22 protein-coding genes and 1 pseudogene are annotated in these 24,831 nt (G+C 72.0%); 20 read left to right on the top strand and 3 right to left on the bottom strand.

Translation table 11 applies throughout. From position 1 onward, the window contains the following. Positions 1 to 38: 38 nt before the first annotated feature. The gene (locus tag LUW75_RS02750; protein WP_250334197.1) at positions 39 to 1,133 is read right to left on the bottom strand and encodes an IS701 family transposase; all 1,095 of its coding nucleotides are present in this window, start codon (positions 1,131 to 1,133) and stop codon (positions 39 to 41) included. Positions 1,134 to 2,702: 1,569 nt separating this feature from the next. Between LUW75_RS02750 and LUW75_RS02760 the strand changes: the two genes are divergently transcribed. From LUW75_RS02760 to LUW75_RS02840, 17 genes are all read left to right on the top strand, one after another. Beyond that, positions 2,703 to 3,920: an IS110 family RNA-guided transposase gene (locus LUW75_RS02760; RefSeq protein WP_250334198.1), complete on the top strand. Its 1,218-nt coding sequence runs from the start codon at positions 2,703 to 2,705 to the stop codon at positions 3,918 to 3,920. 330 nt (positions 3,921 to 4,250) lie between these two features. Continuing rightward, entirely contained in the window at positions 4,251 to 5,504 is a 1,254-nt protein-coding gene (locus LUW75_RS02765) for an aspartate kinase (protein ID WP_250334199.1), read from the top strand. Between the two features lie 2 nt (positions 5,505 to 5,506). Further along, positions 5,507 to 6,844, top strand: coding sequence for an APC family permease (locus tag LUW75_RS02770; RefSeq protein WP_250334200.1), 1,338 nt, complete (start codon positions 5,507 to 5,509; stop codon positions 6,842 to 6,844). Next, positions 6,841 to 8,178, top strand: coding sequence for a homoserine dehydrogenase (locus LUW75_RS02775; protein ID WP_250334201.1), 1,338 nt, complete (start codon positions 6,841 to 6,843; stop codon positions 8,176 to 8,178). Before LUW75_RS02770 ends, LUW75_RS02775 begins: the two co-directional genes overlap by 4 nt. A 26-nt stretch (positions 8,179 to 8,204) precedes the next feature. Continuing rightward, positions 8,205 to 8,687 carry a hypothetical protein gene (locus LUW75_RS02780; RefSeq protein WP_250334202.1) on the top strand — a complete coding sequence of 161 codons (483 nt, stop codon included), beginning with the start codon at positions 8,205 to 8,207 and terminating at the stop codon, positions 8,685 to 8,687. A gap of 306 nt (positions 8,688 to 8,993) precedes the next feature. After that, entirely contained in the window at positions 8,994 to 9,434 is a 441-nt protein-coding gene (locus LUW75_RS02785; protein ID WP_250334203.1) for a hypothetical protein, read from the top strand. 2 nt (positions 9,435 to 9,436) lie between these two features. Beyond that, positions 9,437 to 9,994 carry a thiamine pyrophosphate-dependent enzyme gene (locus LUW75_RS02790; RefSeq protein WP_250337523.1) on the top strand — a complete coding sequence of 186 codons (558 nt, stop codon included), beginning with the start codon at positions 9,437 to 9,439 and terminating at the stop codon, positions 9,992 to 9,994. Between the two features lie 11 nt (positions 9,995 to 10,005). After that, positions 10,006 to 11,013 (top strand): beta/alpha barrel domain-containing protein, encoded by a 1,008-nt coding sequence (locus LUW75_RS02795; protein WP_250334204.1) that lies wholly within the window; start codon positions 10,006 to 10,008, stop codon positions 11,011 to 11,013. Next, complete coding sequence (locus tag LUW75_RS02800; protein WP_250334205.1) at positions 11,010 to 11,927, top strand: isocitrate lyase/phosphoenolpyruvate mutase family protein; 918 nt, start codon at positions 11,010 to 11,012, stop codon at positions 11,925 to 11,927. The genes LUW75_RS02795 and LUW75_RS02800 overlap by 4 nt, the downstream gene beginning before the upstream one ends. Continuing rightward, positions 11,924 to 13,039 (top strand): phosphoenolpyruvate carboxykinase (ATP), encoded by a 1,116-nt coding sequence (locus LUW75_RS02805; RefSeq protein WP_250334206.1) that lies wholly within the window; start codon positions 11,924 to 11,926, stop codon positions 13,037 to 13,039. The genes LUW75_RS02800 and LUW75_RS02805 overlap by 4 nt, the downstream gene beginning before the upstream one ends. Continuing rightward, on the top strand, positions 13,036 to 13,464 hold the full coding sequence (locus LUW75_RS02810) for a YjbQ family protein (protein WP_250334207.1): 429 nt from the start codon (positions 13,036 to 13,038) through the stop codon (positions 13,462 to 13,464). The genes LUW75_RS02805 and LUW75_RS02810 overlap by 4 nt, the downstream gene beginning before the upstream one ends. Continuing rightward, positions 13,461 to 14,603, top strand: a complete 1,143-nt coding sequence (locus tag LUW75_RS02815) for a pyridoxal-phosphate-dependent aminotransferase family protein (RefSeq protein WP_250334208.1) — start codon at positions 13,461 to 13,463, stop codon at positions 14,601 to 14,603. Before LUW75_RS02810 ends, LUW75_RS02815 begins: the two co-directional genes overlap by 4 nt. Continuing rightward, entirely contained in the window at positions 14,603 to 14,893 is a 291-nt protein-coding gene (locus tag LUW75_RS02820) for a glutaredoxin domain-containing protein (protein WP_250334209.1), read from the top strand. Before LUW75_RS02815 ends, LUW75_RS02820 begins: the two co-directional genes overlap by 1 nt. Next, positions 14,890 to 16,113, top strand: a complete 1,224-nt coding sequence (locus LUW75_RS02825; protein WP_250334210.1) for an ATP-grasp domain-containing protein — start codon at positions 14,890 to 14,892, stop codon at positions 16,111 to 16,113. The genes LUW75_RS02820 and LUW75_RS02825 overlap by 4 nt, the downstream gene beginning before the upstream one ends. 3 nt (positions 16,114 to 16,116) lie before the next feature. Beyond that, entirely contained in the window at positions 16,117 to 16,770 is a 654-nt protein-coding gene (locus LUW75_RS02830) for a metallophosphoesterase family protein (protein ID WP_250334211.1), read from the top strand. Further along, positions 16,767 to 17,915, top strand: a complete 1,149-nt coding sequence (locus LUW75_RS02835; protein WP_250334212.1) for an ATP-grasp domain-containing protein — start codon at positions 16,767 to 16,769, stop codon at positions 17,913 to 17,915. Before LUW75_RS02830 ends, LUW75_RS02835 begins: the two co-directional genes overlap by 4 nt. After that, positions 17,912 to 19,138, top strand: a complete 1,227-nt coding sequence (locus tag LUW75_RS02840; RefSeq protein ID WP_250334213.1) for an MFS transporter — start codon at positions 17,912 to 17,914, stop codon at positions 19,136 to 19,138. Before LUW75_RS02835 ends, LUW75_RS02840 begins: the two co-directional genes overlap by 4 nt. A 1,080-nt stretch (positions 19,139 to 20,218) precedes the next feature. Here LUW75_RS02840 and LUW75_RS02845 read toward each other — a convergent pair. Continuing rightward, positions 20,219 to 22,054 carry a serine/threonine-protein kinase gene (locus LUW75_RS02845; protein ID WP_250334214.1) on the bottom strand — a complete coding sequence of 612 codons (1,836 nt, stop codon included), beginning with the start codon at positions 22,052 to 22,054 and terminating at the stop codon, positions 20,219 to 20,221. 195 nt (positions 22,055 to 22,249) lie between these two features. Here LUW75_RS02845 and LUW75_RS02850 point away from each other — a divergent pair. Continuing rightward, positions 22,250 to 22,842, top strand: a pseudogene (locus LUW75_RS02850) (nucleotidyltransferase family protein). 375 nt (positions 22,843 to 23,217) lie between these two features. On the opposite strand, the gene LUW75_RS02855 reads toward LUW75_RS02850, so the two are convergent. Next, positions 23,218 to 23,388 (bottom strand): hypothetical protein, encoded by a 171-nt coding sequence (locus tag LUW75_RS02855; RefSeq protein WP_250334215.1) that lies wholly within the window; start codon positions 23,386 to 23,388, stop codon positions 23,218 to 23,220. A 693-nt stretch (positions 23,389 to 24,081) separates the two neighbouring features. Here LUW75_RS02855 and LUW75_RS24865 point away from each other — a divergent pair. Together LUW75_RS24865 and LUW75_RS02865 are read left to right on the top strand one after the other, a co-directional pair. Next, positions 24,082 to 24,513: a hypothetical protein gene (locus LUW75_RS24865; RefSeq protein ID WP_462933685.1), complete on the top strand. Its 432-nt coding sequence runs from the start codon at positions 24,082 to 24,084 to the stop codon at positions 24,511 to 24,513. Positions 24,514 to 24,516: 3 nt separating this feature from the next. After that, positions 24,517 to 24,810 (top strand): GNAT family N-acetyltransferase, encoded by a 294-nt coding sequence (locus LUW75_RS02865; RefSeq protein ID WP_462933686.1) that lies wholly within the window; start codon positions 24,517 to 24,519, stop codon positions 24,808 to 24,810. Positions 24,811 to 24,831: the final 21 nt, after the last annotated feature.

Genomic DNA, 24,831 nt, shown 5'->3' on the forward strand with positions numbered 1-24,831 from the left:
CCGGTCATCGAGCCACGTCAGCGGTTCGGGCACTCACCTCAGCGTTGACCTCGTTCTGTTCTGCGTGGAGATCCGAGTGGATCTGCGGCGGTTGGCATCCAGTGCGGTTTCGTGATCTGTCTGGCCAGTTGGCCAGTTGACCGTGGTCGGTAGCGGCCGCGGCGGGCTGTCGCTTGGTGTTGTCGCCACCGGGTGGGCCAGTGCAGGAGCCTGGCCGCTGTCACGGCTTGTGGGAGGAGGGTGACGGCGGGCAGGTGGCGGATCTCGGGGACGGTCAACGTGATCGGGTCGCTGTCGCGAGTGGGGTGGTGGGGATCGATGGGCCGGTCGAGGGCCGCGTCGACTGCGAGGGCGGTCGGGAGGGCCGGGGCGAGCGTGGCGAGGGTGACGTGGCGGTGCCAGGAGGTCCAGTTGCGGACCTGGTGGGATCGAGTCCGACCTGGCCCTTGGGCGGCCCGGAGGCACTCCTCAACGCTCCAGCGGACGTCGGCGACCCGGACGAGCCCCGCCAGGGCGACCGCGGCAGGCGGCCAGCACAGGTGGAAGGCCAGTTCACCAGTGGTGTGGTTGCGGCGGATCAGCAGGTGGCGGTGGCTGCCGGTGCCGATGGGGATCCAGGCCCAGTCGCAGTAGCACGGGCCTTTCGCCCCGGCTCCGGCACTCTGCCGCTGCCAGGCGCTGGTGGGCAGGCGTTCGGCGACGGTGTCCGCCCGGACGAGGGCGCGGACGTGGTTGATCCGCACCCGGGCACAGTAGGCGACGGCCAGCACGTAACCGGTGCCGCGTGCCTCCAGGGCGGCACGGAGCCGCGGGTCCTGTCCGCGGGCTTCGCCGCCGGGCACCCACGGTGCCGCTACCCCGGCCTCCAGCGCGGCGGCGATCATCTCCCGGGCCAGGCGGGGTTCGGTCTGGAACTGCACCCCCTCGGGTGTCCCGGCGGCGTGGCGGCGCCCTGGATCAGAGCACCGGGGTTGTTCGGGCAGGTGGAGCCGGCGGTCGGTCAAGACCCGTCCCCGGCCGGTGACGTAGGCGGGTCGACCCCACCGAACCGGCCCGCCATCCGGGCCACGACCTGGTCGAACATCTCCCGCCAGCGGGCAGGGTCCCCGCTGCGGCCACCGCACGATCGTCATGAGTCCACGCAACCCTGGACGATCACGCGGTGGCCGTCCCAGTTCTCACGCGGGTCCGGCCCAAGATCGCGAAGCCGCGCTGGAGCATCAGACGCCTGGTCACAGCGTTGGACCTAGCGGCGGGCCGCTGGACCGTGTCTCTCCGATCAGTTAGCTCGTTGCTCTGGTCATGCTCAGCAGGAGGCATCCGACTGACGGCGAGTGGGCCGTGCTGGGGCCACTGTTGCCGGTGAGTGACGACCGGTGCGGCCGGTGGCGGGACCACCGCCAGGTGATCGACGGGATCACTCATCGGCTCAGCGCCGGCGCGAGCCACCTGAACGCTTCGACCCCTGGAAGGGGGTCCATAAGCGGCACGCGCCGTGGTCGGCGGACGGCGCCTGGGAGGTGCGCCAGCACGTCCAAGCCCAGGTCGATGCGGAGGGCGGCGTCGACTGGGAGGTGAATGTCGACTCGGCCTCGGTGCGGGCCCACCAGCGTGCCGCCGGAGCACCCAAGAGCCCACCGTCCGCCCCGCTGGCTCTTCGAAAGAGGCACCACGGAGATCAGTTCGCCTTCGCGCGCGCATCGCTCTGCGGCTCCTGCTGGAGGAGGCGGTGCTGCAGGCGGGGGCCTCGGCCGCTCCCGGGGCGGACCGACCACGAGGATCCATGTTGCTGCGGAGGGTCGCTGCCGCCCGTCGTCCCTGCTGATCGCGCCCGGGCAGCGGGTGGACTGAGGTTGGGCATGACATGTCCTGAAGTCGATTGCGGGCCGGCGGCGATCGGACTTAAGGTCGACACCGTCCATTGACCCCTCCTCCCAAATGCGTGAACTCGGCCGGTGTAACGGTCAATTGACAGCTCACAGGTATCAACATACCGTTCTCGTAACACATTCTCGGTACGTGATCGGTAAGACGTCGTTGCTCGGATACCAGTTGCCTTTCGTGTGTTCGGCGCCCCACACCATGCCGGATCGACGTCAGCCTCTGGTTGTCAGGAAAAGATTTCCATGCCCGGAGTGTTAGCTCAATGCATGATTCGTTCGCGGGTCGACGGGGGAAGCGTCGAACCTACACCTCGTGGCGGGAGACCTCGTTCGCCGGCGATGGTCTCTCTATTCCCTGAGCACGGACGGTCGCGGCGTCCGATGGCGTCTTGCGCAGAACGGGCGAGGCGCTCCGCCGGTCTGCGATCCCACGGCTCGGGCGGACTTTCCGACTGCGCCCGGTATCGGTACCGGGCCGCCGTTCACCTCGGGTACCCAGCGGGTATTCCGGTCCGTCACCGTGTGCGGTGAACGGTCCGCCTCACACCCCCGAATCCCCGTTATGTTTTTCGCGGTCCTGCAAGAGGGCCGCTGGCCTCCGGGCCCGGCATGACTGTGTCCCCCTGTCGAACGAATGACCTGGGGGGTGGTGTCACCGGGTCCGGGAGGTGTTCGTCGGAGACGCTGATCAGAGGTCCGGCCACCGTCCGGTCCGGCGCAACGCCGGACAGTTCACGGGCGGCAGGTCTGCATAACGTGGATGCGCGAGCACGACACCCGAGCCGAGGCCGGCACCGCCAACACCTGCGAGAGGGCACGATGTTCGAGATCGAAGGCGTGGGCGTGTTCCTGGGCCTGGACGTCGGCAAGACCGCCCACCACGGGCACGGACTCACCCCGGCCGGGAAGAAGGTCTTCGACAAGCCCCTGCCCAACAGCGAACCGAAGCTACGGGCCGTGTTCGACAAACTCACCGCGAAGTTCGGCACCGTCCTGGTGATCGTTGACCAGCCCGCTTCCATCGGAGCCCTGCCCCTGACCGTCGCCCGCGACGCGGGCTGCCAAGTCGCCTACCTGCCCGGACTCGCGATGCGCCGGATCGCCGACCTCTACCCGGGCGAGGCGAAGACCGACGCCAAGGACGCCGCGGTGATCGCGGACGCGGCCCGCACCATGCCGCACACCCTGCGCTCGCTGGAGCTGACCGACGAGATCACCGCCGAACTCACCGTGCTCGTAGGCTTCGACCAGGACCTCGCGGCCGAGGCCACCCGCACCTCCAACCGCATACGCGGCCTGCTCACCCAGTTCCACCCATCGCTGGAGCGGGTCCTGGGCCCCCGCCTCGACCACCAGGCCGTCACCTGGCTCCTGGAGCGCTACGGCTCCCCGTCCGCCCTGCGCAAAGCCGGCCGCCGCAGACTCGTCGAGCTGATCCGCCCGAAAGCCCCCCGCATGGCCACCCGGCTGATCGACGACGTCTTCGACGCACTCGACGAACAGACCGTCGTCGTCCCCGGCACCGGCACCCTCGACATCGTCATCCCCTCCCTGGCCGCCTCGCTCGCCGCCGTCCACACCCAGCGCCGGACCATGGAAGCCCAGATCAACACCCTGCTGGAGGCTCACCCTCTTTCCCCGGTCCTGACGTCGATGCCCGGCGTCGGCGTCAGGACCGCCGCCGTCCTGCTGGTCACCGTCGGCGACGGCACCAGCTTCCCCACCGCCGCCCACCTCGCCTCCTACGCCGGCCTCGCCCCCACCACGAAGCAGTCGGGCACCTCCATCCACGGTGAACACGCACCCCGAGGCGGAAACCGGCAGCTCAAACGGGCGATGTTCCTGTCCGCCTTCGCCTGCATGAACGCCGACCCCGCCTCCCGCACCTACTACGACCGCCAGCGAGCACGCGGCAAAACCCACACCCAGGCCCTCCTCCGCCTCGCCCGGCAACGCATCAGCGTCCTGTTCGCCATGCTCCGCGACGGCACCTTCTACGAACCCCGGACACCAAAGGCCGTCGAACTCGCCGCATAACCCCAGCAACACCGAACCACCCCAAACCGAACCCAGGCGCCTTGACGAAAGACATAGAGGCACCCCCCGGAACCCGGGCCTTTCACCATTCCTCCCGGCCGCTCGGCCCGGTTCGGTCTCCTCTTCCGTTGCCCTTGTCTCGTCACCCTGCACCGATGTGACGGAACACCCTGCACCCGGAGCAGGTGTGCGTTGTTGTCCGCATGCCCCAGGAAGCCCTCCGCGGTGTTCTCCGTGTGACTCCCGAGTGAAATTCTGCTGCCCCTGCCTTCGTGCGTTCGGTCCGGCGACAGATGGACGAACGACAAGATGCCGAATGGAGCAAAGCAAGTGCTGCTCGTCCAGAAGTACGGTGGGTCCTCCCTCCAGGATGCCGACCGCATAAGAAAGGTCGCCGAGCGAATACTGAAGACGCAGAGAAGTGGGCACGATGTCGTCGTGGTCTGCTCGGCCATGGGCGACACCAGTGATGACCTGATCGATCTGGCGGAGAAGGTGAGCAGCAAACCGCCGGCCCGCGAGATGGACATGCTGCTCTCCTCCGGAGAACGCGTCTCCAACGCGCTGATGGCCATGGCCATCCATGAACTGGGAGGCACCGCTCACTCCCTTTCCGGGACGCAGGCCGGGGTGTTCACCGATGCCGCCCACGGTCGGGCCCGGATCGTCGACGTGGTACCCGACCGGGTCCGCCGGGTGCTGGATCAGGGGGCGATCGCCCTGGTCGCGGGGTTCCAGGGGATCAGCAGGGACACCCATGACACGACGACCCTGGGGCGTGGCGGTTCGGATGTGACGGCGGTCGCGCTGGCCGCGGCGCTCAAAGCCGACACCTGCGAGATCTACACGGACGTCGACGGCGTGTTCTCCGCCGACCCTCGCATCGTCGACAGTGCGAGACTCCTGAAGACCATCAGCTACGCGGAGATGCTGGAAATGTCAGCCACCGGAGCGAAGGTACTCATGTCACGCTGCGTGGAGTACGCCCGCCGACATGATGTGGACATCTGCGTTCGCTCCTCCTTTACAGACCATCCAGGAACGCTCGTTTCAAATTCGGTGGAGGAAGCTGCAGTGGAAGGTTCTTGCGTCTCCGGCGTGACCCACACCCGGTCGATTTGCAAGATTACTCTGGAGGATGTCCCGGCCGATCCTTCTGCGGTGGCGCAGATATTCGAGTTAATGGCCGCCGCCGGTATATCCCTCGACATGTTGCAGAACATCGGCGCCTCGCCGCGGTCCACGTTGGCGTTCACCGTCCCGGGAGAAGACGGCCGGCGGACCCTGGAACTCCTGGAGGAGCACCGCGCCCACATCGGTTACGGCCCGGTGCGGTGCGACGGCGGGGTCGGCCAGGTCTCGCTGGTCGGAGCGGGTATCCGCAGTGAGCCCGGTGTGGTGGCGACGCTGTGCCGGACGCTGGCCGGAATCGGTATCGGCGTGGACCTGATGTCGGTCTCGGAGATCAGGGTTTCGGCGCTCTGCCCCACCGACCAACTCGACGAGGCGGTGCGGACGTTGCACCGGAGCTTCGGTCTCGACAGCTCCGTTCCGGCGGTCGTCTACGCGGGGACGGGGCGCTGACCATGACACCTGGTGGCACGGGATCCGACACGCTCACCCGCCCCTCGCCCGTTCCGTTACGGCAGGACGACGGCACCGGTACCGGCATCGGCATCGGCATCGGTGAGGGGACGGCCCTCTACGTCGGTGCGGTGCTCGGAGGCGGGCTGCTGGCCCTCCCGGCCCTCGCGGCACGCGTCGCCGGGCCCGCCTCGCTGATCGCCTGGGCGGTGATCGTGCTGCTCTGCGTTCCGGTGGCCAGTGCCTTCACGGCGCTGGGAACGCGATATCCGGACGGGGGCGGCATCGCCACCTTCGTCACCAAGGCCTTCGGCAGGCGGGCGGCGACACCGGTCGGCTGGAGCTTCTACTTCACGGTGCCCGTGGCGAACTGCTGCGCCTCCTACATCGGTGGCGAGTACGTCGCCGGTGCGCTCGGCGGCGGCCGTGCCACGGCCATGGTGTCGGCGGCCGTGATCCTCGTCGTGGCCTACGTCGGCAACTGGTTCGGGCTGCGCATGTCCGGGCGGATGCAGTTGGCGATGGTCGGGCTGCTGATGCTGGTCCTGCTGACCGCGGTCTTCACCGCACTGCCGCAGACCCGCGCCGAGAACCTGGAACCGTTCGCCCCGCACGGCTGGCTTGCGGTGGGCGGGGCGATCACCCTGCTCTTCTACTCCTTCGCGGGGTGGGAGGCCGTCACCCACCTGTCCGGCGAGTTCTCCGACCCCCGGCGTCAGCTGCCCAGGATCACGGCGCTTTCGGTCGGCGTCGTCGCGGTGGTGTACCTCGGTCTCGCCTTCGCCTGCGTCGGCGTGCTGGGCCCCGCCATGAACGGTTCGGCGGTGCCGCTGACGATGCTCATGCAGCGCGGCATCGGAGACGCGACGCAGGCCGTCACCGTGACCGTCGCGATCCTCCTCTCCTTCGGCACGGTGAACGCCTTCGCCGCCAGCGGAGCCCGGCTCGGCGCCGCGCTGGGACGGGACGGAGGTCTGCCCAAGTGGTTCGCCAAGGGCGGCGCGGCCGGCGAGGTGCCCCGGCGCAGCCTCGCCGTACTCGCCGCGATCGCCACCCTGGTCATGCTGGTGCTCTCGGTCGCTCCGGTGGGCGTCGACTCGCTGATGTCGGCGGCGTCCGTCCTGTTCGTCACGGTGTACGTGGCCGGTCTAGCCGCGGCGGTGCGGTTGCTGCGACGGATGAGCGCGGCCTGGTGCGGCGCCGTGATCGGGTTGATCGCGCTGGTCGGTTCGCTCACCTTCTTCCGCTACTTCCTCCTCCTCCCGGTGCTGTTGGTCGCCCTCGCCGAGATGTTCCGACTGATTCAACGGAGTCGTGCAGTCGAAAGGACAACGCCATGAACACCCGGCCTCTGAAAGTAGCCGTACTCGGTTGCGGAGTAGTCGGCACGAAGGTCGTACGGCTGCTGCACGACAGGCGTTCCGCGCTGGCCGACCGCATGGGCGCGCCCGTCGAGATCGCCGGCGTCGCGGTGCGCGACCTCCAGCGGCCCAGGGACCTCGGCATCGATCCGGCGCTCCTCACCAACGACCCTCTGGAGCTGGTCAAACGCGATGGCATCGATATCGTCGTCGAACTGCTCGGGGGCATCGAGCCGGCCCGCTCGCTGATGGTGACGGCGATGGAGCGCGGCGCCTCGGTGGTGAGTGCTAACAAGGCAGTGGTGGCCGAGCACGGGCCCGTCCTCCACGAGATCGCCGCGCGCCACGGCGTCGACCTGCTCTACGAGGCGTCGGTGGCCGCGGCGATACCCCTGCTGCGTCCGCTGCGCGACTCGCTCGGCGGTGACGACGTCACCCGTGTCGTCGGCATCGTCAACGGAACCACCAACTACGTCCTGGACCGCATGACGGAGACCGGGAGCGGCCTGGACGCGGCGCTGCGCGAGGCCATCGAGCGGGGGTACGCCGAGGCCGACCCCACCGCCGACGTGGAGGGAACCGACGCTGCGGCCAAAGCCGTGATCCTGGGCTCGCTCGCGTTCCACTCCTGGATGTCCCCGACGGACGTGTACCGCGAGGGCATCACCGGGGTGACGGCGGAGGACGTGGCCGACGCCCGGGCCTGCGACTGCGTCGTCAAGTTGGTCGCCGTGCTGGAGCGGACGGCCGCGCAGGACGAGTTCCTGGTCCGGGTCCAGCCCATGATGGTGCCTCGTACCCACCCGCTCGCCGAGGTGAAGGGCGCGGACAACGCCGTGCTCATCGAGGCCGCCAGCGCGGGCCGGCTGCTGTTCCGCGGCGCCGGCGCCGGGGGAGCGCCCACCGCCGGCGCGATCGTCGGTGACGTGGTGACGGCGGCGCGGCGGAGGTTGCTCGGGCAGCACGAGCCCGCCGTCCGCACCACCGTCGCGGACCGTGCCCGTGCCGCGGGAGGGCTGCGCGGCCGCTACCACCTCCGGGTGCGGGTCGACGGTTCCGCCACGTCACTCGACGACATCGTCTCCGCGCTGCGCCGCAACGAGGTGCGGGTCGGCTCCGTGCGGCGGCGTCGAACGGCGGGGCCGGACACCTGGGTTCTGGTCACCGAGCCCTGCCGGGAGGCGGACCTGCTCTCCGCCGTGGATTCCCTCAGCGCCCTGCCGTCGGTGGGCGACGTACCGCGGTTTCTGCGGATCCTCGATTCCGACGGTCAGGAGGTGGTCGATGGCCAGGGCTCCACGGCCGATCGCTGAAGTACCGGGACCCCTACGGGAGAATCATGACCATTTCGGGAAATTCCGCGCGACCGTTGGCGGAGAGCGCGGTGGTGGACCCTTTCGCTCTCTACCGCATCGTTGAAGCGCACACTCCGGACGCCGCCGCCATACGGAGTGCCGCGCTGAACGGCGCACTCAAACTGTTCTCTCCGGTGGTGGCGATCGCGGTGGCCGGAAGCATGCGTTCGTGCTGGGACGACGAATGCCGGCAACGCCATGCGTTTCTGGGAAGCAAACTGTCCGCGTTCTGCGAACGGGCCGGCCTGGAGATCGGGGCGGCGGACCCGGAGGCGGCCGTCACGGCCGGGCGCCTGTACGCGGCGTCCACCACCATGCGCATCGAGGGACCGGAGGTCCTGGCGGCCTGTCACGCCGCCCAGGTGGCCTCGGAACGCGACATCGAACTGCTGACCGTGAGCCGTGCGGCCTACTGCTACCGGGCCATCCACTCGGCCGGAATCCAGGTGGCCATGCGCACACTCTGACCGTCGTAGGCGGTTTCAACAAGTGCCCCGGCCGCGAAGGCGGCGTCCACGAAAGGGCAATCCCGCATCGCTGGATTGCCCCTGTGGTATGCCTGGAATTACTCGGCGCGCTTTCCTGACTGCTTACCCCAAGATCCTCTTGTGGTCGCTTCATGTTCAGGACATGATTATCGAGCTCAAGGGATCAGAAATCCCTGCGCCGTTTTCGTCAAAAGCGCGTACCAGACGGGGGTTTCATCTGTGAGTTCCACCACGCGAAGCAACGCCTCCGAGGTCGTGATGCGATCGTTCTTTGACCACGGGTTCATGAGTTTCACGGGTGTCCCGTGCTCGTTGCTCAAGGGGCTTTTCCGGATACTCGAGGATCCTCAGTGCCCCGCCCGTTACCTGCCGGCGCCGAGAGAGGACAGCGCGGTCGGCGTCGCCTCGGGGCTGACACTGGCCGGCAGCACGACCGTCGTCCTCATGCAGAACTCCGGCCTGGGCTATTCGCTCAACGTCCTCACCTCGTTCACGCTCGTCTACGACGTCCACCTGCCGCTGGTGGTGAGCTGGCGGGGGCACGACGGCAACGACGCGGTCGAACACGCCGTCATCGGGCGCGAGTTGACCCGACTGCTCGATGTGTTCCACCTGCCGTGGACGGTCCTCGACCCCGACGCGCCGCAGCAGTCCGTCGACGCCTTCCTCAAGCAGTACGACGGCGGCCGGCGCACCGCGGCCCTCATCGTCAAGGAAGGCGTGTGACCATGCTCGACATCCGCGACGCGATCCAAGCCGTCCGGGCCCGTGAACCGTCCGCGCGGTACGTCACGACCTGCGGCTACATCACCCGGGACGTCTACAACATCGACGACCGGGAGAACAACTTCTACCTCGTCGGCTCCATGGGGATGGCCGCACCGATCGGCCTCGGCGTGGCCCTGGCGGACGCCGGCCGACGGGTGGTGGTGCTCGACGGGGACGGCTCCTTCGCCATGAACCTCGGCTGCCTCCCGATGATCGCCGAACACCGGCCGGACCTGGTGCACTTCGTCCTGGACAACGGGGCCCACGAGAGCACCGGCGGACAGCGGACGGCGGCGCTCGGCGACCCGGTGTCGTTGGCCCTCGCCGCCGGATACGCCGCCGCGTACTCGGTGGGCAGCCGCGAGGAACTGGAGGCCCTCGACCTCACCGGCACCCCCGCACTGGTGCACGTCCGGTGCCGTCCCCGCACGCACGCGGCGGGACGCCGGGTGGCCCTGACCCCGCAGGAGCTCGTCTCCCGCTTCCGAGCGCATCTCGGCGTCCCGGCGCACGCCTGAAGGAGGATCGCGTGAAACCCGTACTACTCGACTGCACCCTGCGTGACGGGGGCAACCAGAACGACTGGCAGTTCACCCCGACCGACGTGCGGACCATCGTCAGCAGGCTCGACGCGGCGCGCGTCGACGTCATCGAGGTGGGGTACCGCGGCGGCTCGGGAAGCCGAAGCAGCTCGACCGCCGGGCCCACCGCGCACTGCACCCCCGAGTTCCTCGCGATACTGCCCTCCACCCGCCACGCCGAGTTGGCGGTCATGGTCGTCCCCACGGTCTGCCCCGTCGACGCCATGGACGACCTGCCCGACAGCCCGATCTCCATGGTCCGGATAGCCGCGTACCCCTGGAACATCGACGGCGTGCCCGAGTACGTCCGGGCGGCACGCGCCCTGGGACTGCGGACCACCGTCAACCTCATGGCCGTGAGCTATGCCGACCTTCCGCGACTGGCCGACATCGCGGCGACGGTGCGCACGGAGCTCCCCGACGTGATGTACGTGGCCGACTCCTTCGGTTCGCTCACGCCGGACAGCGTGCGCGAACGCATCGAGCTCCTCGCCGACCGGCTGGACCGCCCGATCGGCATCCACGCGCACAACAACCTCGGACTGGCCGCCGCCAACGCGCTGGCCGCCATGGAGGCCGGTGCGACCTGGCTGGACGCGTCGCTGTGCGCCATGGCCCGCGGGGCCGGCAACCTCGCCACGGAGCAGGCCGCCGCCTTCCTGACGGCGTGGCCGGCCTACGAGACGCACACCGACCTGCCCGCGATCTGCGAGGCCTCCGAGTATGTGGCCGAACGGGTGCTGCCCCGCCCGATGACCGTGCGCCGCGCCGAGATCGCGGCCGGCGTCAACGACCACCACTACTACTACCAGGGCCGCCTGGAGAAGGCCGCGGCCCGCCACGGCCTGGACCCGTGGGAGGTCGGCCGTCGGATCGGCGCCGTCCGCCCGCACAAGGTGCTCGACGATGTGATCGAGAGCGTGTGCCACGAGATGAGTGGAGGACTCCCCGCATGACCACCAGTCAACCGTCCGCACGGTCCAGTGCGGCGCAGGCGCTGCGCGCCGCCCTCGAGTCCCCCGGCCTGGCCCGGGCCATGGGAGCCCACAACCCGCTGAGCGCACGCCTCGCCGAGGAAGTCGGGTTCGACGTCATCTGGTCCAGCGGCTTGGAGATATCCGCCGCGGCCGGCGTGCCCGACGCCAACATCCTCGCGATGCCCGAGTGCCTGGAAGCGGCGGCCGGCCTGGCGAACGCCGTCGACCTGCCGGTGCTCGCGGACTGCGACTCCGGATTCGGCAACGTCAACAACGTCGTCCACATGGTGCGCGCCTACGAGTCCCGCGGGCTCGCCGGGGTCTGCATCGAGGACAAGCGGTTCCCCAAGCTCAACAGCTTCGTGGAGGGGGACCAGGAACTCGCCCCGCTCGGCGACTTCGCCGGCAAGGTCAGGGCTGCCACGGAGACCCGGGAGAACCTCGTCGTCGTCGCACGCCTGGAAGCGTTGATCTCCGGCAAGGGGATGGCCGAGGCGCTGCGCCGAGCCGAGGTCTACGAACGCGCCGGTGCCGACGCCCTGTTGATCCACTCGAAGCTCTCAGAGCCGGACGAGGTCTTCGCCTTCCGCGAGGCGTACACCGGTGACCTCCCGGTGGTCGTCGTCCCGACCACCTATCACCACGTCACGGTCGGCGAGCTGGAGGAGCGCGGCTTCGCCATGGCCATCTACGCCAACCACGCCCTGCGCAGTTCCCTGCGTGCCATGCGGGAGACACTGGGCAGGATCATGCGGGACGGGACCACCCGCCATGTGGAGGAGAGTCTGGCCTCGCTGAAGGAGATCTTCGACCTCCAGCGGGTGCCGCAGATGCTGGAGCAGCAGGCCCGGTACGAAGAGCTGGGCCGCGACCTGGCGGAGGCCGGACGATGACCGTGACGACGGGTACCGTCGTGCAGAGCCTGGCCTTCGCCGGCACCCGCCTGGACCTGGAGCTGGAGCCCGGCGCCGACATCAGCGGGGCGCTGGACTTCCTCGGGACGCACCTGGTCGCCGAACCGCCCGGCGACGGCACACACCGGAGCCCCGTCCTCGCCACCGTGCGCATCGCGGCGGCGGAGTCGGACCGCCATGCGCCCCCGGCCGGCACGCCGTGGGAGGACGTCTACGTCCGCAAGAGCGCCAGCGAGTTCTTCACCATCCCCGCGCGGCGCGCCGAGGCCCACGGGTGCGAGTACCTGGAGTGCACCAGGACCGGTACCCGCTTCGCCTTCGACCGCACCGCGCGGACCATCGACGCGGTGATCGGGCCGGACGGCACCATGGACCTCGTCGAACTGATCCGCGACCTCGTGCTCAAGGACCAGGAGAACTCCGGGGCGGCCGTGCTGCACGCGACGGCCGCGTATCGCGACGGCTCCGCCGTCCTGATCACCGGGGCGAAGGGCGCGGGCAAGAGCACGCTCCTGCTGGAGCTGGTAGAGAAGTTCGGCTACCAGATCATGAGCGGCGACAAGACCGTCCTGCACGAGCAGGCGGACGGCTCGGTGCTCGCCACCGGCTGGCCGGACTACCCGCACCTCGGGTACGGCACCATCGCCAAGTACCCCGGTCTGCGGGAGATCGCCGGGATCGCCGACGGCTACGCACCCGACGCCGGCCACGCGTTCTCGCCGGTGGGCAAGTTCGCGGTGGACCCGGCCCGGTTCCGGGAGCGCTTCCCCAGCGCGCCCCGCGGGGTGCGGGTGCCCGTCTCCGCGATCATCCACCCGTCCATCGGGCCCGGTGACCGCACGGTCCTGGAAGCCTGCCCGCCCGTGACGGAGGCGCTCGCGGCCGCACTCGACGCCAACGTGGAGTCGGCGTTCGACGGCGCGAACGCCGGGTGGCACCACTATCTGACGGATGCCCGCGCCGCCCAGGCGGACCGGCGGAGCCGGATCACGGCCGCCCTGGCGAGGGTCCCGGCATGGCAGCTGACCGGCCCCGGCGACCTGACGGCGGACAACGTCCCGCTGCCCGTGGCGGAGGCGAGTGCCACATGATCGAGCTGACGATCACCAGCACCGGTCTCAACTCCCACTACGACCTCACGGACGAGCTGACCGAGCGGTTGCGCGAGCACGGCGCGGGCGACGGGCTGGCCGGGGTCTTCGCCCATGGCAGCACGGTCGGGCTGACCATCATGCGGTACGAACCAGGGGCCGTGCAGGACCTGCTGCGGGCCCTGGAGCGGCTGGCACCGGACGACGGCAACCGCTACCTGCACGAGTTGACCACCGGCGACCCCAACGGCTTCTCGCACCTGAAGTCGTCCTTGCTCGGCACGAGTGTGCTGGTGCCCTTCCTCGACGGCGGACTGGGCATGTCGCCCTCGCACCGTGTGGTACTCGTCGACTTCGACCTGAAGCCGGCCACCCGAAGAGTCCTGATCGACCCGCCCCGCGCGGCCAAGGAGGAAAACCGGTGAAACTGCGTCTGGCCACCCCGGGGCCGACCGAGGTACCCCAGCGGCTCCTGCTGGCCGGGGCCCGGGAGATCGTTCATCACCGTTCGTCGGAGATGGAAGAGCTGATCCACGAGGTGAACGAGGGGCTGCCGCCGCTCTTCGGCACGACCCGCCCCGTCTACACCATCGCCGCGTCCGGCACCGGCGCCATGGAGGCGGCCGTCGCCAACTGCTTCTCCGCCGAGAACGAGGTTCTGGTCGTCTCGAACGGCTACTTCGGCGAACGCTTCCAGGCCATCTGCCGCAACTACGGACTCACCGTGCACGTGGTGGAGAGCGACTGGGGCACCAGCGCCGACCCGCAGCGGGTGGCCGAGGCGTACGCCCAGCACCCCGGGATCCGGGGCGTCTTCGTCGTCTACAGCGAGACGTCGACCGGCGCCCTGAACGACGTCGAAGCCATCGGGCGGATGTTCCGCGACACCGATGTGGTCGTCGTGGTGGATGCCGTCAGCGGACTGCTGGTGCACCCGCTGGAGATGGACGAGTGGGGCCTGGACGTCGTGCTCGCGGCCTCGCACAAGGGGTTCATGCTCCCGCCGGGCCTCGCCTTCGTCGCCCTGTCGGACAAGGCGTGGACGGCCGTGGGGAGTTCCTCCGGCCCGACCTACTACTGGTCGTTCGAGCGGCTGCGCCACTTCTACCCCATGTCCTCCTCGTCTCCTGCGGTCTCCCTGCTGCTCGGCCTGCACGAGTCGTTGAGGATGCTCGGCGAGGAAGGACTGCCCGCCTTCCGGACGCGGCACGCCACCCTGGGCAAGGCGGCCGAACGAGCCCTGCTGGAACTGGGCTTCACCACGTTCATCCGGCCCCCGCACCGCCGCAGCCACGTCATCACCTCGGCCCTGGCACCCGAGGGCGTCGACACCACCCGGCTGCTGAAGACCCTGTCCACGCAGTACGGGCTGACCATGACCGGGGGGCAGGCCCACCTCAAGGGCAAGCTGATCCGGGTGGGACACGTGGGCGCGGCGGACGCCCTCGACCTGTGCGCGGTGGTCGGGGCCCTGGAGATGTCCCTGCTCGCCCTCGGGCACCGCTTCACTCCGGGCACCGGCGTCGGTGAAGTCGTCCGTACCTTCCACGAAGAGGTGAAGTGATGCTCGTCCTGTTCCAGCGGGAGACCTGCCCCGACTGCAAGCCCGTACGGGAACTGCTGACCCGGCTCCAGATCTCGTACATCAACGTCAACGTCCCCAAGCCGCGCGACGAACGGCATGAGCTGATCCGGGTGACCGGCAGCAAGTTCATCCCCGCCCTGGTCGACGGGGCGACCGTGATCCCGGGCAGGCTGCGGGAGAACAGCGAGATCATCGCCTATCTCACGGAGCGGTTCGGCGAGCCGCGCGCGGACGGGTCCGGGGAGCCACAGCCGGAGTCCGCGGCATGAGCGACGGCTCCGGACCGGTCGTCGCGATCGTCGCGGGTACCCCGCAACTGGTGGACGCGGCACGGGCGCTGGACGTGCGGACGGTCTTCGTGCACGCCGCGGACGAGCCGCGGCCGCGGTCCGCGGACGCGGCCGATCACGCGGTCGCCGCGGACCTCGCGGACGACGCTGCGGTCCTCGCGGCGCTGGCCCCGTTCCACGAGCGGTACCGGCTGGTCCGCGTGCTGTCCCTGACCGAGCGCGGGCTGCTGCCCGCCGCCGCGGCGGCGGAAGCGCTCGGCGTGGCCGGGAACTCCCTGCACACCGTCCGCCTGCTCCAGGACAAGCGGCGGATGCGGGAGCTGCTCGCCGCCCGAGGACTCAGCCCGGTCCGGAGCCGTTCCCTCCTCTCCCCCGCCGACCTCGCCGGCTTCTGCCGGGAGGTCGGCGGGCCGGTGATCCTCAAACCGGCCGGCGGTTCGTCCAGCAAGGCCGTGGTCCGGGTTGCGGAACCGCGGGACGCGGAAGCCGCCTGGCGGTGGTTCGGCACGGCCGGCGGCACCGACCCCGTCGCGGAGGAGTTCCTCGGCGGGCCGGAGATCAGCGTGGAGGGGTTCACCCACCGAGGGCGGCACACCGTCGTGGCGATCACCGACAAGCAGGTGCTGCCCTCGTTCGTGGAGGCCGGGCACACCATGCCCAGTGCACTTCCCCCGGCGGTGCTGGAGGAGGCCGCGGCGCTGACGCTGGCGTTCCTGGACGCCGTCGGCCTGCGCGAGGGACCCTCCCACACAGAGCTGAAGATCACCGAGCGCGGTCCTCGGATCATCGAGTCCCACAACCGCATCGGCGGGGACAAGATCCGCGAACTAGTGCGCCGGGCCCACGGCGTCGACCTGGTCGGTCTCACGGTGGGGTGCCCGCTCGGGCTGCTCCCCGCGCCACCGGGACGGCCGGCCGCCCTCGGCGGCGCCGCCATCCGATTCCTGACCCCGCCGCCCGGAACGGTCCGGCGGATCCGCACACCCGACACCGGCGCGGGACCGGACGTGATCAGGCTCGAGGTCGGCGTCGGCGAGGTGATCGGCCCGGTGCTCCGTTCCGAGGACCGCGCCGGGTACGTGCTGACCGGCGGCACCGACGCGGCGGACGCCGCCCGGCGCTGCGAGCGCCTCGCGGAACAGGTGCTGATCGAGGTGGATCCGGCCGGACGGCCGGCGGACCGGCCGGCCGGAGGCTGAGCGATGCGCTACGCCGTCGTCACCGACATCCACGGCAACACCACCGGTCTGCGCGCGGTCCTGGCACGGGTGCGGGACCAGCACGTGCACCAGGTCGTCTGCCTGGGCGACGTCTTCGAGTGCCACGTCGGCAAACGGGACGTCGCGGGCCACACGTTCTCGCGCGTCGACGAGGTCTTCGACCAGGACCCCGAGCTGGTCGCCCTGCTGGACGGCGCACGGGTCGTACGGGGCAACCAGGAAGAGCGCATCAGCACGCTCGTCCCCGGTCCGGCCCGCCCCGCATGGGCACGTCCGGTGCTCGACGCGCCGCTGTCGTTCCACACGGACTTCGCCACGTACTGTCACGGTCACGCGCTGCCATCCTGGCAGGAGCCCGAACCGGGCCTATGGTGCCCCCTGGAGGCCGGGTTCACCGGGCGGGCCCTCTTCCACGGCCACCATCACCGCAGCGCCGTGCACCGGCTGCCGGCCACCGGGCGGGCCTGGGCCGACGTGGTGAGCATCCCGCTCCGCCTCGGCGAGGCCGTGCACCTCGCCCCGGACGGCCGGTACCTCGTCAACGTCGGTCCGGTCCGCGGGCCGGTCCCGACCTGGGCCGTCGTCGACGAGGTGGAGGCGACCGTCACCTACTACCGAATCGAGGCGCCCGGATGACCCGCCAGGTCCTGCTGCTCAACTCCGACAAGCCCGAGGTCGTACGCGCCTTGGCGGACCGCGCCGACCTGCGGGTCCGGGTACTCACCCGCAAGGCGTACGCCGGGCTCTACACCGGCTGGGAGACCGCCTTCGTCGACAGCTTCGAAGACCTCTCGCAGGTCGAGCGCGCCGCGTACGAACTCGTCAGCGGCGGCCCGGTCGACCACGTCATCGCCGCCACCGAGAAGAGCGTCCTGCCGGCCGGGCTCATCCGGTCCCTGCTGGGTCTGCCCGGGCCGACCTTCGACCAGTCCCTGTGGGCGGCCCACAAGCGCGCCATGAAGGCGAGACTGCGGTCCGCCGGTCTGCCGGTGGCGGACTTCGCGCAGGCCGCGACCGTCGACGACATCCCGCGGGCCGCACGGCGGATCGGCTGGCCGGTGATGGTCAAGCCGGTGTTCGGCTCCGGTTCCCGGTGCACCTACCGCCTCGACTCCCAGGAGGAGTTCGACGCCCGGCGGCTGTCGGGCGGCTTCGAGGCCCTCGCGGCGCGCCGCGTCCCCGTCCAGGTCGAGCGCCTCGTGCGATTCCGCGACGAGTACCACTGCGACGGTGTCGTACGCGGTGGCCGGGTCCGGCTGGCGGCGGTCTCCCGCTACTTCACCCCGCCGCTGCACACCCCGCACGAGTACAGCAGCGGCTACCTCATTGCCCAGGACGACCCGTTCGCCAAAGACGTGCTCGCCCTGCACGACCGGGTGGCCGAGGCGCTCGAACTGTCCGACGGCGTGACGCACCTCGAGGTCTTCGAGACCGCCGAGGGACCGTTGATCGGAGAAGTCGCGATCAGGCCGGGGGGCCTGGGCGTCTCGCGTATGTGGTGGCACGCCTTCGGCATCGACCTGTGGGAGGAGTTCGTCCGGGCCTCCCTCGACGAGCCGTCGGAGCTCGTCCCCCGCCCCCAGGAGCGGACCGTCGGCCGCACGCAGCTGCCGGCTCGGGACGGCCTGCCGGAACAGGCCCTCGCCCTGCCCGGGGTCGTCGAAGCCCTGCCCCCGGAACAGAGCGGAACCGGCAACGTCGAAGTGCACTACGCCGTCGACGGGCCCGAGGCGGCCCGCCGGCTCAACGACCGGCTGCACGCGCTCGGGGGGCCGCGGTGAGGGGCTCGCTGGTCCACAGACTGCTGCCCGCCCCGGGAGCACCGCGCCTGCTCGCCGCCTCGTGGCTGATCAAGACGCTGGGCAGCGGTCTGTACCTGCCGACCAGCGTGCTGTTCTTCACTCGTGTCGCGGGCCTCTCCGCCGGCCGGGTCGCTCTCGGCCTCACCCTCGCCGGGCTGATATCCCTCGCCGGAGCGGTACCGCTCGGCGGCCTGGCGGACCGCTACGGCCCGCGCCGCACCTACGGCGTCCTGCTCATCGTGCAGTTCGCGACCATGGCCATGCTCGCGCTGGTCCGCTCCTTCCCCTTGTTCCTGGCGCTGATCGTTGTCTTCACGCTGGCCGAACAGGGCAGCAGCGCGGCCCGCGGAGCGCTGATCGCCGTGGTCGGCGAGGGGGCCGAGCGGGTGCGGCTGCGGGCGTACCTCCGGGTCGTGACGAACGTGGGGGTGGCCATCGGCGCGGGACTGGCGGCCATCGCCATCGACCTGGGGACCACCCTCGCCTTCACGGTTCTGCTGCTGGGCACGGCGCTGACGTTCCCGGCCGCCGCGATCCCCTTGCGCGGACTGGCCGCGGACGCCGTCGTGGCCGGCGGGAAGGCGGTTCCGCGGTCGTCGCGCCGGCAGGTGTTCCGCGATTCCCGGTACGTCTGGGTCACGGCGATCTGCGGTGTGCTCAGCCTGCAGTCGCAGGTCCTCTCCTTCGCCGTGCCGCTCTGGGTCGTCAACCACACGGCTGCTCCCCCGCTGACCGTCTCCGTCATCGTCGTGCTCAACGCGGCCATGGTCGTCCTCCTGCAGATCCGCGCGAGCCGCGGGGCGGACGACGATGCGCGCGCGGCACGCCTGTGCCGGCGCGCCGGGCTGAGCCTGCTGGCCGCGTGCGTGGTGGTGGTCTTCACGCGTGCGGCGGCGCCCTGGCTCGCCGTGCTGCTGCTCATCGTCTTCGCGGTGCTGCTGACGGCCGGTGAACTCTGGACCTCGGCCGGGTCGTTCGGCCTGAGCTTCACCCTCGCGCCGGACGGCGCGCACGGCCAGTACCAGGGCTTCTTCTCCCTCGGCCGTGGAGTGGCGACGGCCGTCGCCCCGTGGCTGCTGTCCACGCTGTGCCTGTCGGACGACGGCGGGCGCGGCTGGCTGGCCCTGGGCGCGCTGTTCGCCCTCGTCGGCGCACTCATGCCGGTCGCCGTCCGCCGCTCTCCCCTGCGCGTCGCCGCCTAGTACTCCGGTCTGGTTCCGTGATCCGTCTGGTGAGTTGGTCAGTCGACCCTGGTCGGTAGTGGCTGCGGCGGGCTGTCGCTTGGTGTCGTCGCCGCAATCCGCACCGAGCCGGAAGGTCCTCACCTGGTTCAAGATCCCTCAGCCGGGACTTGGCTCACCGTCCACGACCTCCCCGGACAGAACACCTAGCGCGGCGGACGCGATGCAGGAGGTCCCGGTGGGCGAGGGGAGTGACGATCCGACGATGGTGGTCGGGTGCCTGCGCTAGCAGCTCCTCCGCCGTTCGAGGAAGGGCTTCGAGGTGCTTGTCGCGCGGAGACAGGACTTCGGCTGCGACGAGCAGGGCGCGGACGTATCGGGTGGCCGGCGCGCCGGCCAGCTCGTCGAACTGCTGGTGGGTCGGCTTCGCGCCAGCGCGCGTGGGCTCGTTCGGTAGATCGTGAACCCCGTCGCGGGACAGCCGGTAGGTCACGCTGTGCGGCCGCCCGGCGCCGACCGGGGCCAGGTACGCGGCCCCAGGAGGGAGGGCAGAGCCTGCGCGTCACCGCCGGGTCGCTCGGCCGGTTGGGCCTCGGGGAGACACCGTGAGCACAACTGGACGCGGTAGGTGCCACCGCTGCTGGAACCGCACCCCTCACAGGCGCAGGTGGGGTCCGATCCGACGCGGGGACCGCAACCGAGCGGGGGTGATCCAGGCGCGGCCGGGGAACGGGCTCCGGTTCAAGGCTCGGGCTGCCTGCTCAGCGGAGGGGCTCCCCGGGGCCGACGTGACGTGGGTGAGGACGGCTTCTCGGGCTGTCCCGGCCTTGGGCTGCACGTCCACGTCAGGTCCGGTCGGCGGATCGTGGTGCGTCGGGCCGCCGGCGGGGGTCCATCGGCATCGGCGAGTCGGAGCCGGCCTCTCCACCGCCTGCCGCAACTCGCCGTGACGGTGCGGACCGTATGTGGCACGGGGTGCAGTACGGCAGCCCGGCGACACGGGTGGAGGCGGCGCGGACAGCGCGGGCGGGCCCGGGCGGGCGCGGCGCGGGCGACGGGCCCGTGCGGGCGGCCCGGACCGGCCCGCGCCGCCCACACCGGTCAGCTCGTCCGCTCCACGTCCATCGCGCCGCGCCACACCCTCACGTCGAGGGTGATGTAGTCGCTGGGGTCGGATTCGGGCGAGAAGCCGACGACGGTCAGCAGGGCCACGTCCCCGGCGCCGTTCTGCAGGCACATGCGGGATCCCTTGGACATCTGCGAGTCGTCGACGGAGGTGGTGAAGCGCGTCTCGTCGAGGCAGGTGTCCAGCGAGCCGGCCTGTCCGCTGCGCAGGAGCACCAGGCGGCCGCTGCTCGGCGTGGAGACGCCGGACATGCCGTAGAAGACGTCTCCGCCGTCCTCCTTCGGCTTCACCGGGTCGTCCGCGAGGGACAGCTCGTACCCCTCCGTGAGGTCGATGCCCTTGAAGTCGACCGGCTCCGGCGGGGTGGCGGGGGCACCGTCCGGGGACGGGGTGCCGCCGGCGCCCGCGTCGGCGCCCGTACCGGCGTCCTCGCCGGCCCGGTCGCCCTCCTCCCTGCCGGTGGTGTCCGCGGAGGCGGGCGGGGTGTCGGGCGTGCCGGAGGCGGCGCCCTGCGCCTGGCCGGTGGGGTCGGTCCTCCCGTTCAGGAGGGCGTACGCGGTGGCGCCGCCCGCGACGGCGAAGGCGACGACCGCGGCGGTGGCGATCAGCGCGGCCCGGGACCTGCGCTTCGGCGCGGGCGCCGGTGCCGGGGCGGGCGCGCCGGGGCCGTACGGCGCGGCGCCGACGGTCGGGTGGGCGTACGGGTGCGGCGGGGGCGTGGGGGCGTGGCCGGGGCCCGCGACGGGCGGGGGGCCGAAGCCCTGCGGCGGCGCGGACGGCGCGGCGTGGGCGGTGGCGGAGTGCGTGGGGGCGGGGGTCGCGGGACCGGTGGCCGGGGCGCCGGACCCGGCGGGCGGCGCGGCCGGCGGGGGCGGCGTCGTGGCGGCGGCCGGGGCCGGGGCGGCGGTGCGGGTGGTGATGTCGGCGGCGACGGCGCCGGGCAGCCATTCCTCGGGACGGCGCAACGCGGTCTGGTCGCTGGCCCGGTGGCACATCGTCAGCACCTCGGCGACGGACGGACGGACGGCCGGGTCCTTCGCCAGGCAGCGGGTGACCAGCTCGCGCAGCCGGTCGGGGAGCCCGTCCAGCGAGGGCTCCTCGTGCACGATGCGGTAGAGCACCCCGTGCGAGGTGCCCTCGCCGAACGCGGGGCTGCCCAGCGCGGCGTACGCGGCGACCTGCCCGAGCGCGAACACGTCGGTCGCGGGCGTCACCGTGCTTCCGGCGGCCTGCTCCGGCGCCATGAAGGCAGGCGTGCCGACGGTGACGCCGCTGCTGGTGAGCGACGTGGCGTCGGCGGCGCGGGCGATGCCGAAGTCGATGACGCGCGGCCCGTCGGCGGCGAGGAGGACGTTGCCGGGCTTCAGGTCGCGGTGGACGATGCCCGCGCCGTGGATGACCTGGAGGGCCTCGGCGACGCCGGCGACCAGCAGCAGCACCGTGTCGACGGGCATCGGGCCGTGCTTCTGGACGGCGTCGGCGAGGGAGGGGCCGGGGACGTACGCGGTGGCGAGCCACGGCTCGCGGGCGTCGGTGTCGGCGTCGATGACCGGCGCGGTGTAGAGGCCCTGGACGCGCTGCGCGGCCTGGACCTCCCGGGCGAAGCGGCGCCGGAACTCGGCGTCCTGTGCGAAGTCGGGCCGGATCACCTTGATGGCGACGGGGCGGCCGCCCGGCGTGTACGACAGGTAGACCTTGCCCATGCCGCCGGCGCCGAGACGCGCCGCGAGCCGGTACCCCGCGACGGAACGCGGATCGTCCCCCTCCAGCGGCTGGAAGACGGTTCCCCCATGGTGCTGACCACCACTCATCGATCCATGTCTCCTGAAAAGGCCCCACCGCGCGCGGTGTGTTGCGTGAACGGCACTGCGGTGCCGGACCCGCACCCTATCCAAGCGGGACGCCGGGGCTCCACGCGCGAGCGGACGCGGTATGCACTCCTCGTGGACGGTACGAGAGCGGGCGAGACCGCAGCGGCCCCTTCCCCTCCGGCGCCGGTCGCCGGCCTGCTGCTCGCGGCGGGCGGCGGCAGGCGGCTCGGGGGCGGCCGAAGGCCCTGTTGGAGTACGGCGGGCGGCCGTTGGCGGAGCACGCGGTGACCGCGCTGCGGGCGGCCGGGTGCGGGCCGGTGCACGTGGTGCTGGGCGCCGCGGCCCGGGCCGTGCGGGAGGGGGCGGACCTCACGGGGTGCGTGCTGGTGGAGAACCCGGAGTGGGAGCGGGGCATGGCCTCGTCGCTGCGGGCGGGCCTGGCGTCGCTGGCGCCCCGGGCCGCGCCGGGCGGCGGCACGGGCGCGGCGCTGGTGGTCCTGGTGGACCAGCCGGGGATCGGCGCGGAGGCGATGGCGCGGGTGGCCGGGGCGTACCGGGGGCGCGGCTCGCTGGCCTCGGCGTCGTACGGCGGGAGGCGCGGGCACCCGGTGCTGCTGGGCGCGGACCGGTGGGCGGGGGCCGCGGCGGGCGCGGAGGGCGACCGGGGGGCCCGGGCCTACCTGCGGGCGCACGAGGGGGAGATCACCCTGGTGCCGTGCGGGGACGTGGCGGATCCGTACGACATCGACACGGTGGCGGACCTGGAACGCCTCCGGGGAGAGGGGTGAGCGGGCCGCGCGGCGCGCGGGGGCCGGGTGCGGTGCCGCCTCGGCCCGGGGGTCCGGCACCGGCGGGAACGGCGGTGCGGGCGGCACCTGCGGGAAGGCCGTGCGGGGGCGGGGCCGCAGACCGTGAACCGGCCGCGGTCCGCGCCGGACCCGGCGGCGGGGCCTCCGCGGACGGCGGGCGGCGGGACCGCGCCCCTTCCGGCGGCCTCCCGGACGAGGGGTAAGCGCTCCCCGCCGCCTCCGTGCGGGCGGGACCGCGGTTCGCGGGGAGCGGCGCACGGTCGAAGCCGCCGCTCCGGGCGGGGCCGGACGCGCGGGCCGGGGCCGCCCGGCCCTCCGCACCGGCCCGGGGCGCGGGGCGGGAGGGGCCCGCCGTCAGCGGTCGGTCGCGCGGCTCGGGTCCACGAGCCTCTCCAGTACCCGGCGGACCGCCCGGTAGGCCGTCGCCGCCGTGTCGTCGGAGGCGTTCTCCTCCTGGTTCCTGGCCCAGTCGCGGGCCGCCCGGATGCGGCGGAGGAGTTCGTCGGCGTCCACGATGTCGCTCATGTCCCTACGCCTACCCCGCCTCCGTGCCGCCATGGCAGGGAGGCGGTCCCGACGGCGGTACGCCGGGGGTTCGGCGGGATCGGGCCGCCCGGTGCGCCGCCGCGTACGCGGGTTCCCGGAGCCGTGGGGCTCCTCCGTCGTGCGCGGGTGGTGCGGCGCGGGTGCCGGAACCCGTCGGGGGAATGGCCGAATGCCCTCCCCGGCGGGCCCCGGGTGGTGGACGATGGTCGCCGGAACGAAGGGGGCGATCGCCGTGGAACAGAACGTGCCGGTGCGCTGCCCGGCCTGCCGCCGCGCGCACACGTACGCACCGCCCGTCTATCCGTGCGCCTGCGGGGCTCCCGTCACCCCCGCCCTGGTGGGGGACGCCCCTCCCGAGCCGATCACCCACCGCACCTGGACCGACGAGTGGGTCACGGTGCGGTGCGGGGCGTGCGGACGCCGGGACCAGTGGCCGCAGCCTGAGCTGGGCTGCCCGTGCGGCACGGTGCTGCGCCTGCCGGTCCGTCCGGCGGCCGCACCGCCGCCCCGCCCGTCGGCGCCGGGCGGCCCGGCCGGTGCGGGACCGGAGCCCGGGGACCCGGCCGCGACCGCGGTGCCCGCCGGACCGCCCGGCGCCGCAGACCAGGGCACCGGCGGCCCCGGCACCCCCTCACCACCGACCCGACCTTCTCCACCACGGGTTTCTCCACCGTGCGGGCCGCCTCCCCGTACCCGCCGCCTTCCTCCGCCGTCCGCCCCGCCTTCAACCCGGTCACCATCCGCACCGCCCGCGACGTGGTGACCGCCGCCGCCCTCTACCTGCGCTGGCTGGGCTTCCGGGAGGTCGTGCAGCCCGAGGAGCGCCGCTCCTCCGTCACCCCGGCCGTCGAGCTGCGCGGCCCCGGGATGGTCGCCCAGGTCGACCCGACGACCCGTCCGGTGCCGCTGCGCGCCGTGGAGTGCCTGTGGCTGGAGGGGCTCGCCTCGTCGTCGGCCGCCGTGTACTTCTCGCTCGCCGGGTACGAGGACGCCTCCCGCGCCCGCGCCGACGGCGTCGGCCTGCCGCTGTTCGTCATGGACCTCACCGGCACCCCGCAGCCCGTGAACACCCCCGCCGACGACCTCCTCGCGCGCGGGGCGTGAGCGATGCGCGTGCGCCCCGCCCGCCCGGAGGACCTGCCGTTCCTCCAGGACGTCGAACGCGCGGCCGGTGAGCCGTTCCGCGCCCTCGGCATGGACGCCGTCGCCGACGACGACCCTCTGCCGCTCGACGTCCCGGAGGAGTACCGGGCCGCGGGCCGGGCCCGGGTCGCAGACCGGGACGGGCGCCCCGTCCCGTACCCGGCCCGGGACCCCGTGGACGGCGCCGCCCACGTCGAGCAGGTCTCCGTGCATCCCGACCGCCGCCCGCGCGTCCGCATGCGCCGCGACCTGCGCTGACGCAGCACCGGGGGCCGGGGC

This window comes from Streptomyces sp. MRC013 (assembly GCF_023614235.1).
GTDB lineage: Bacteria > Actinomycetota > Actinomycetes > Streptomycetales > Streptomycetaceae > Streptomyces.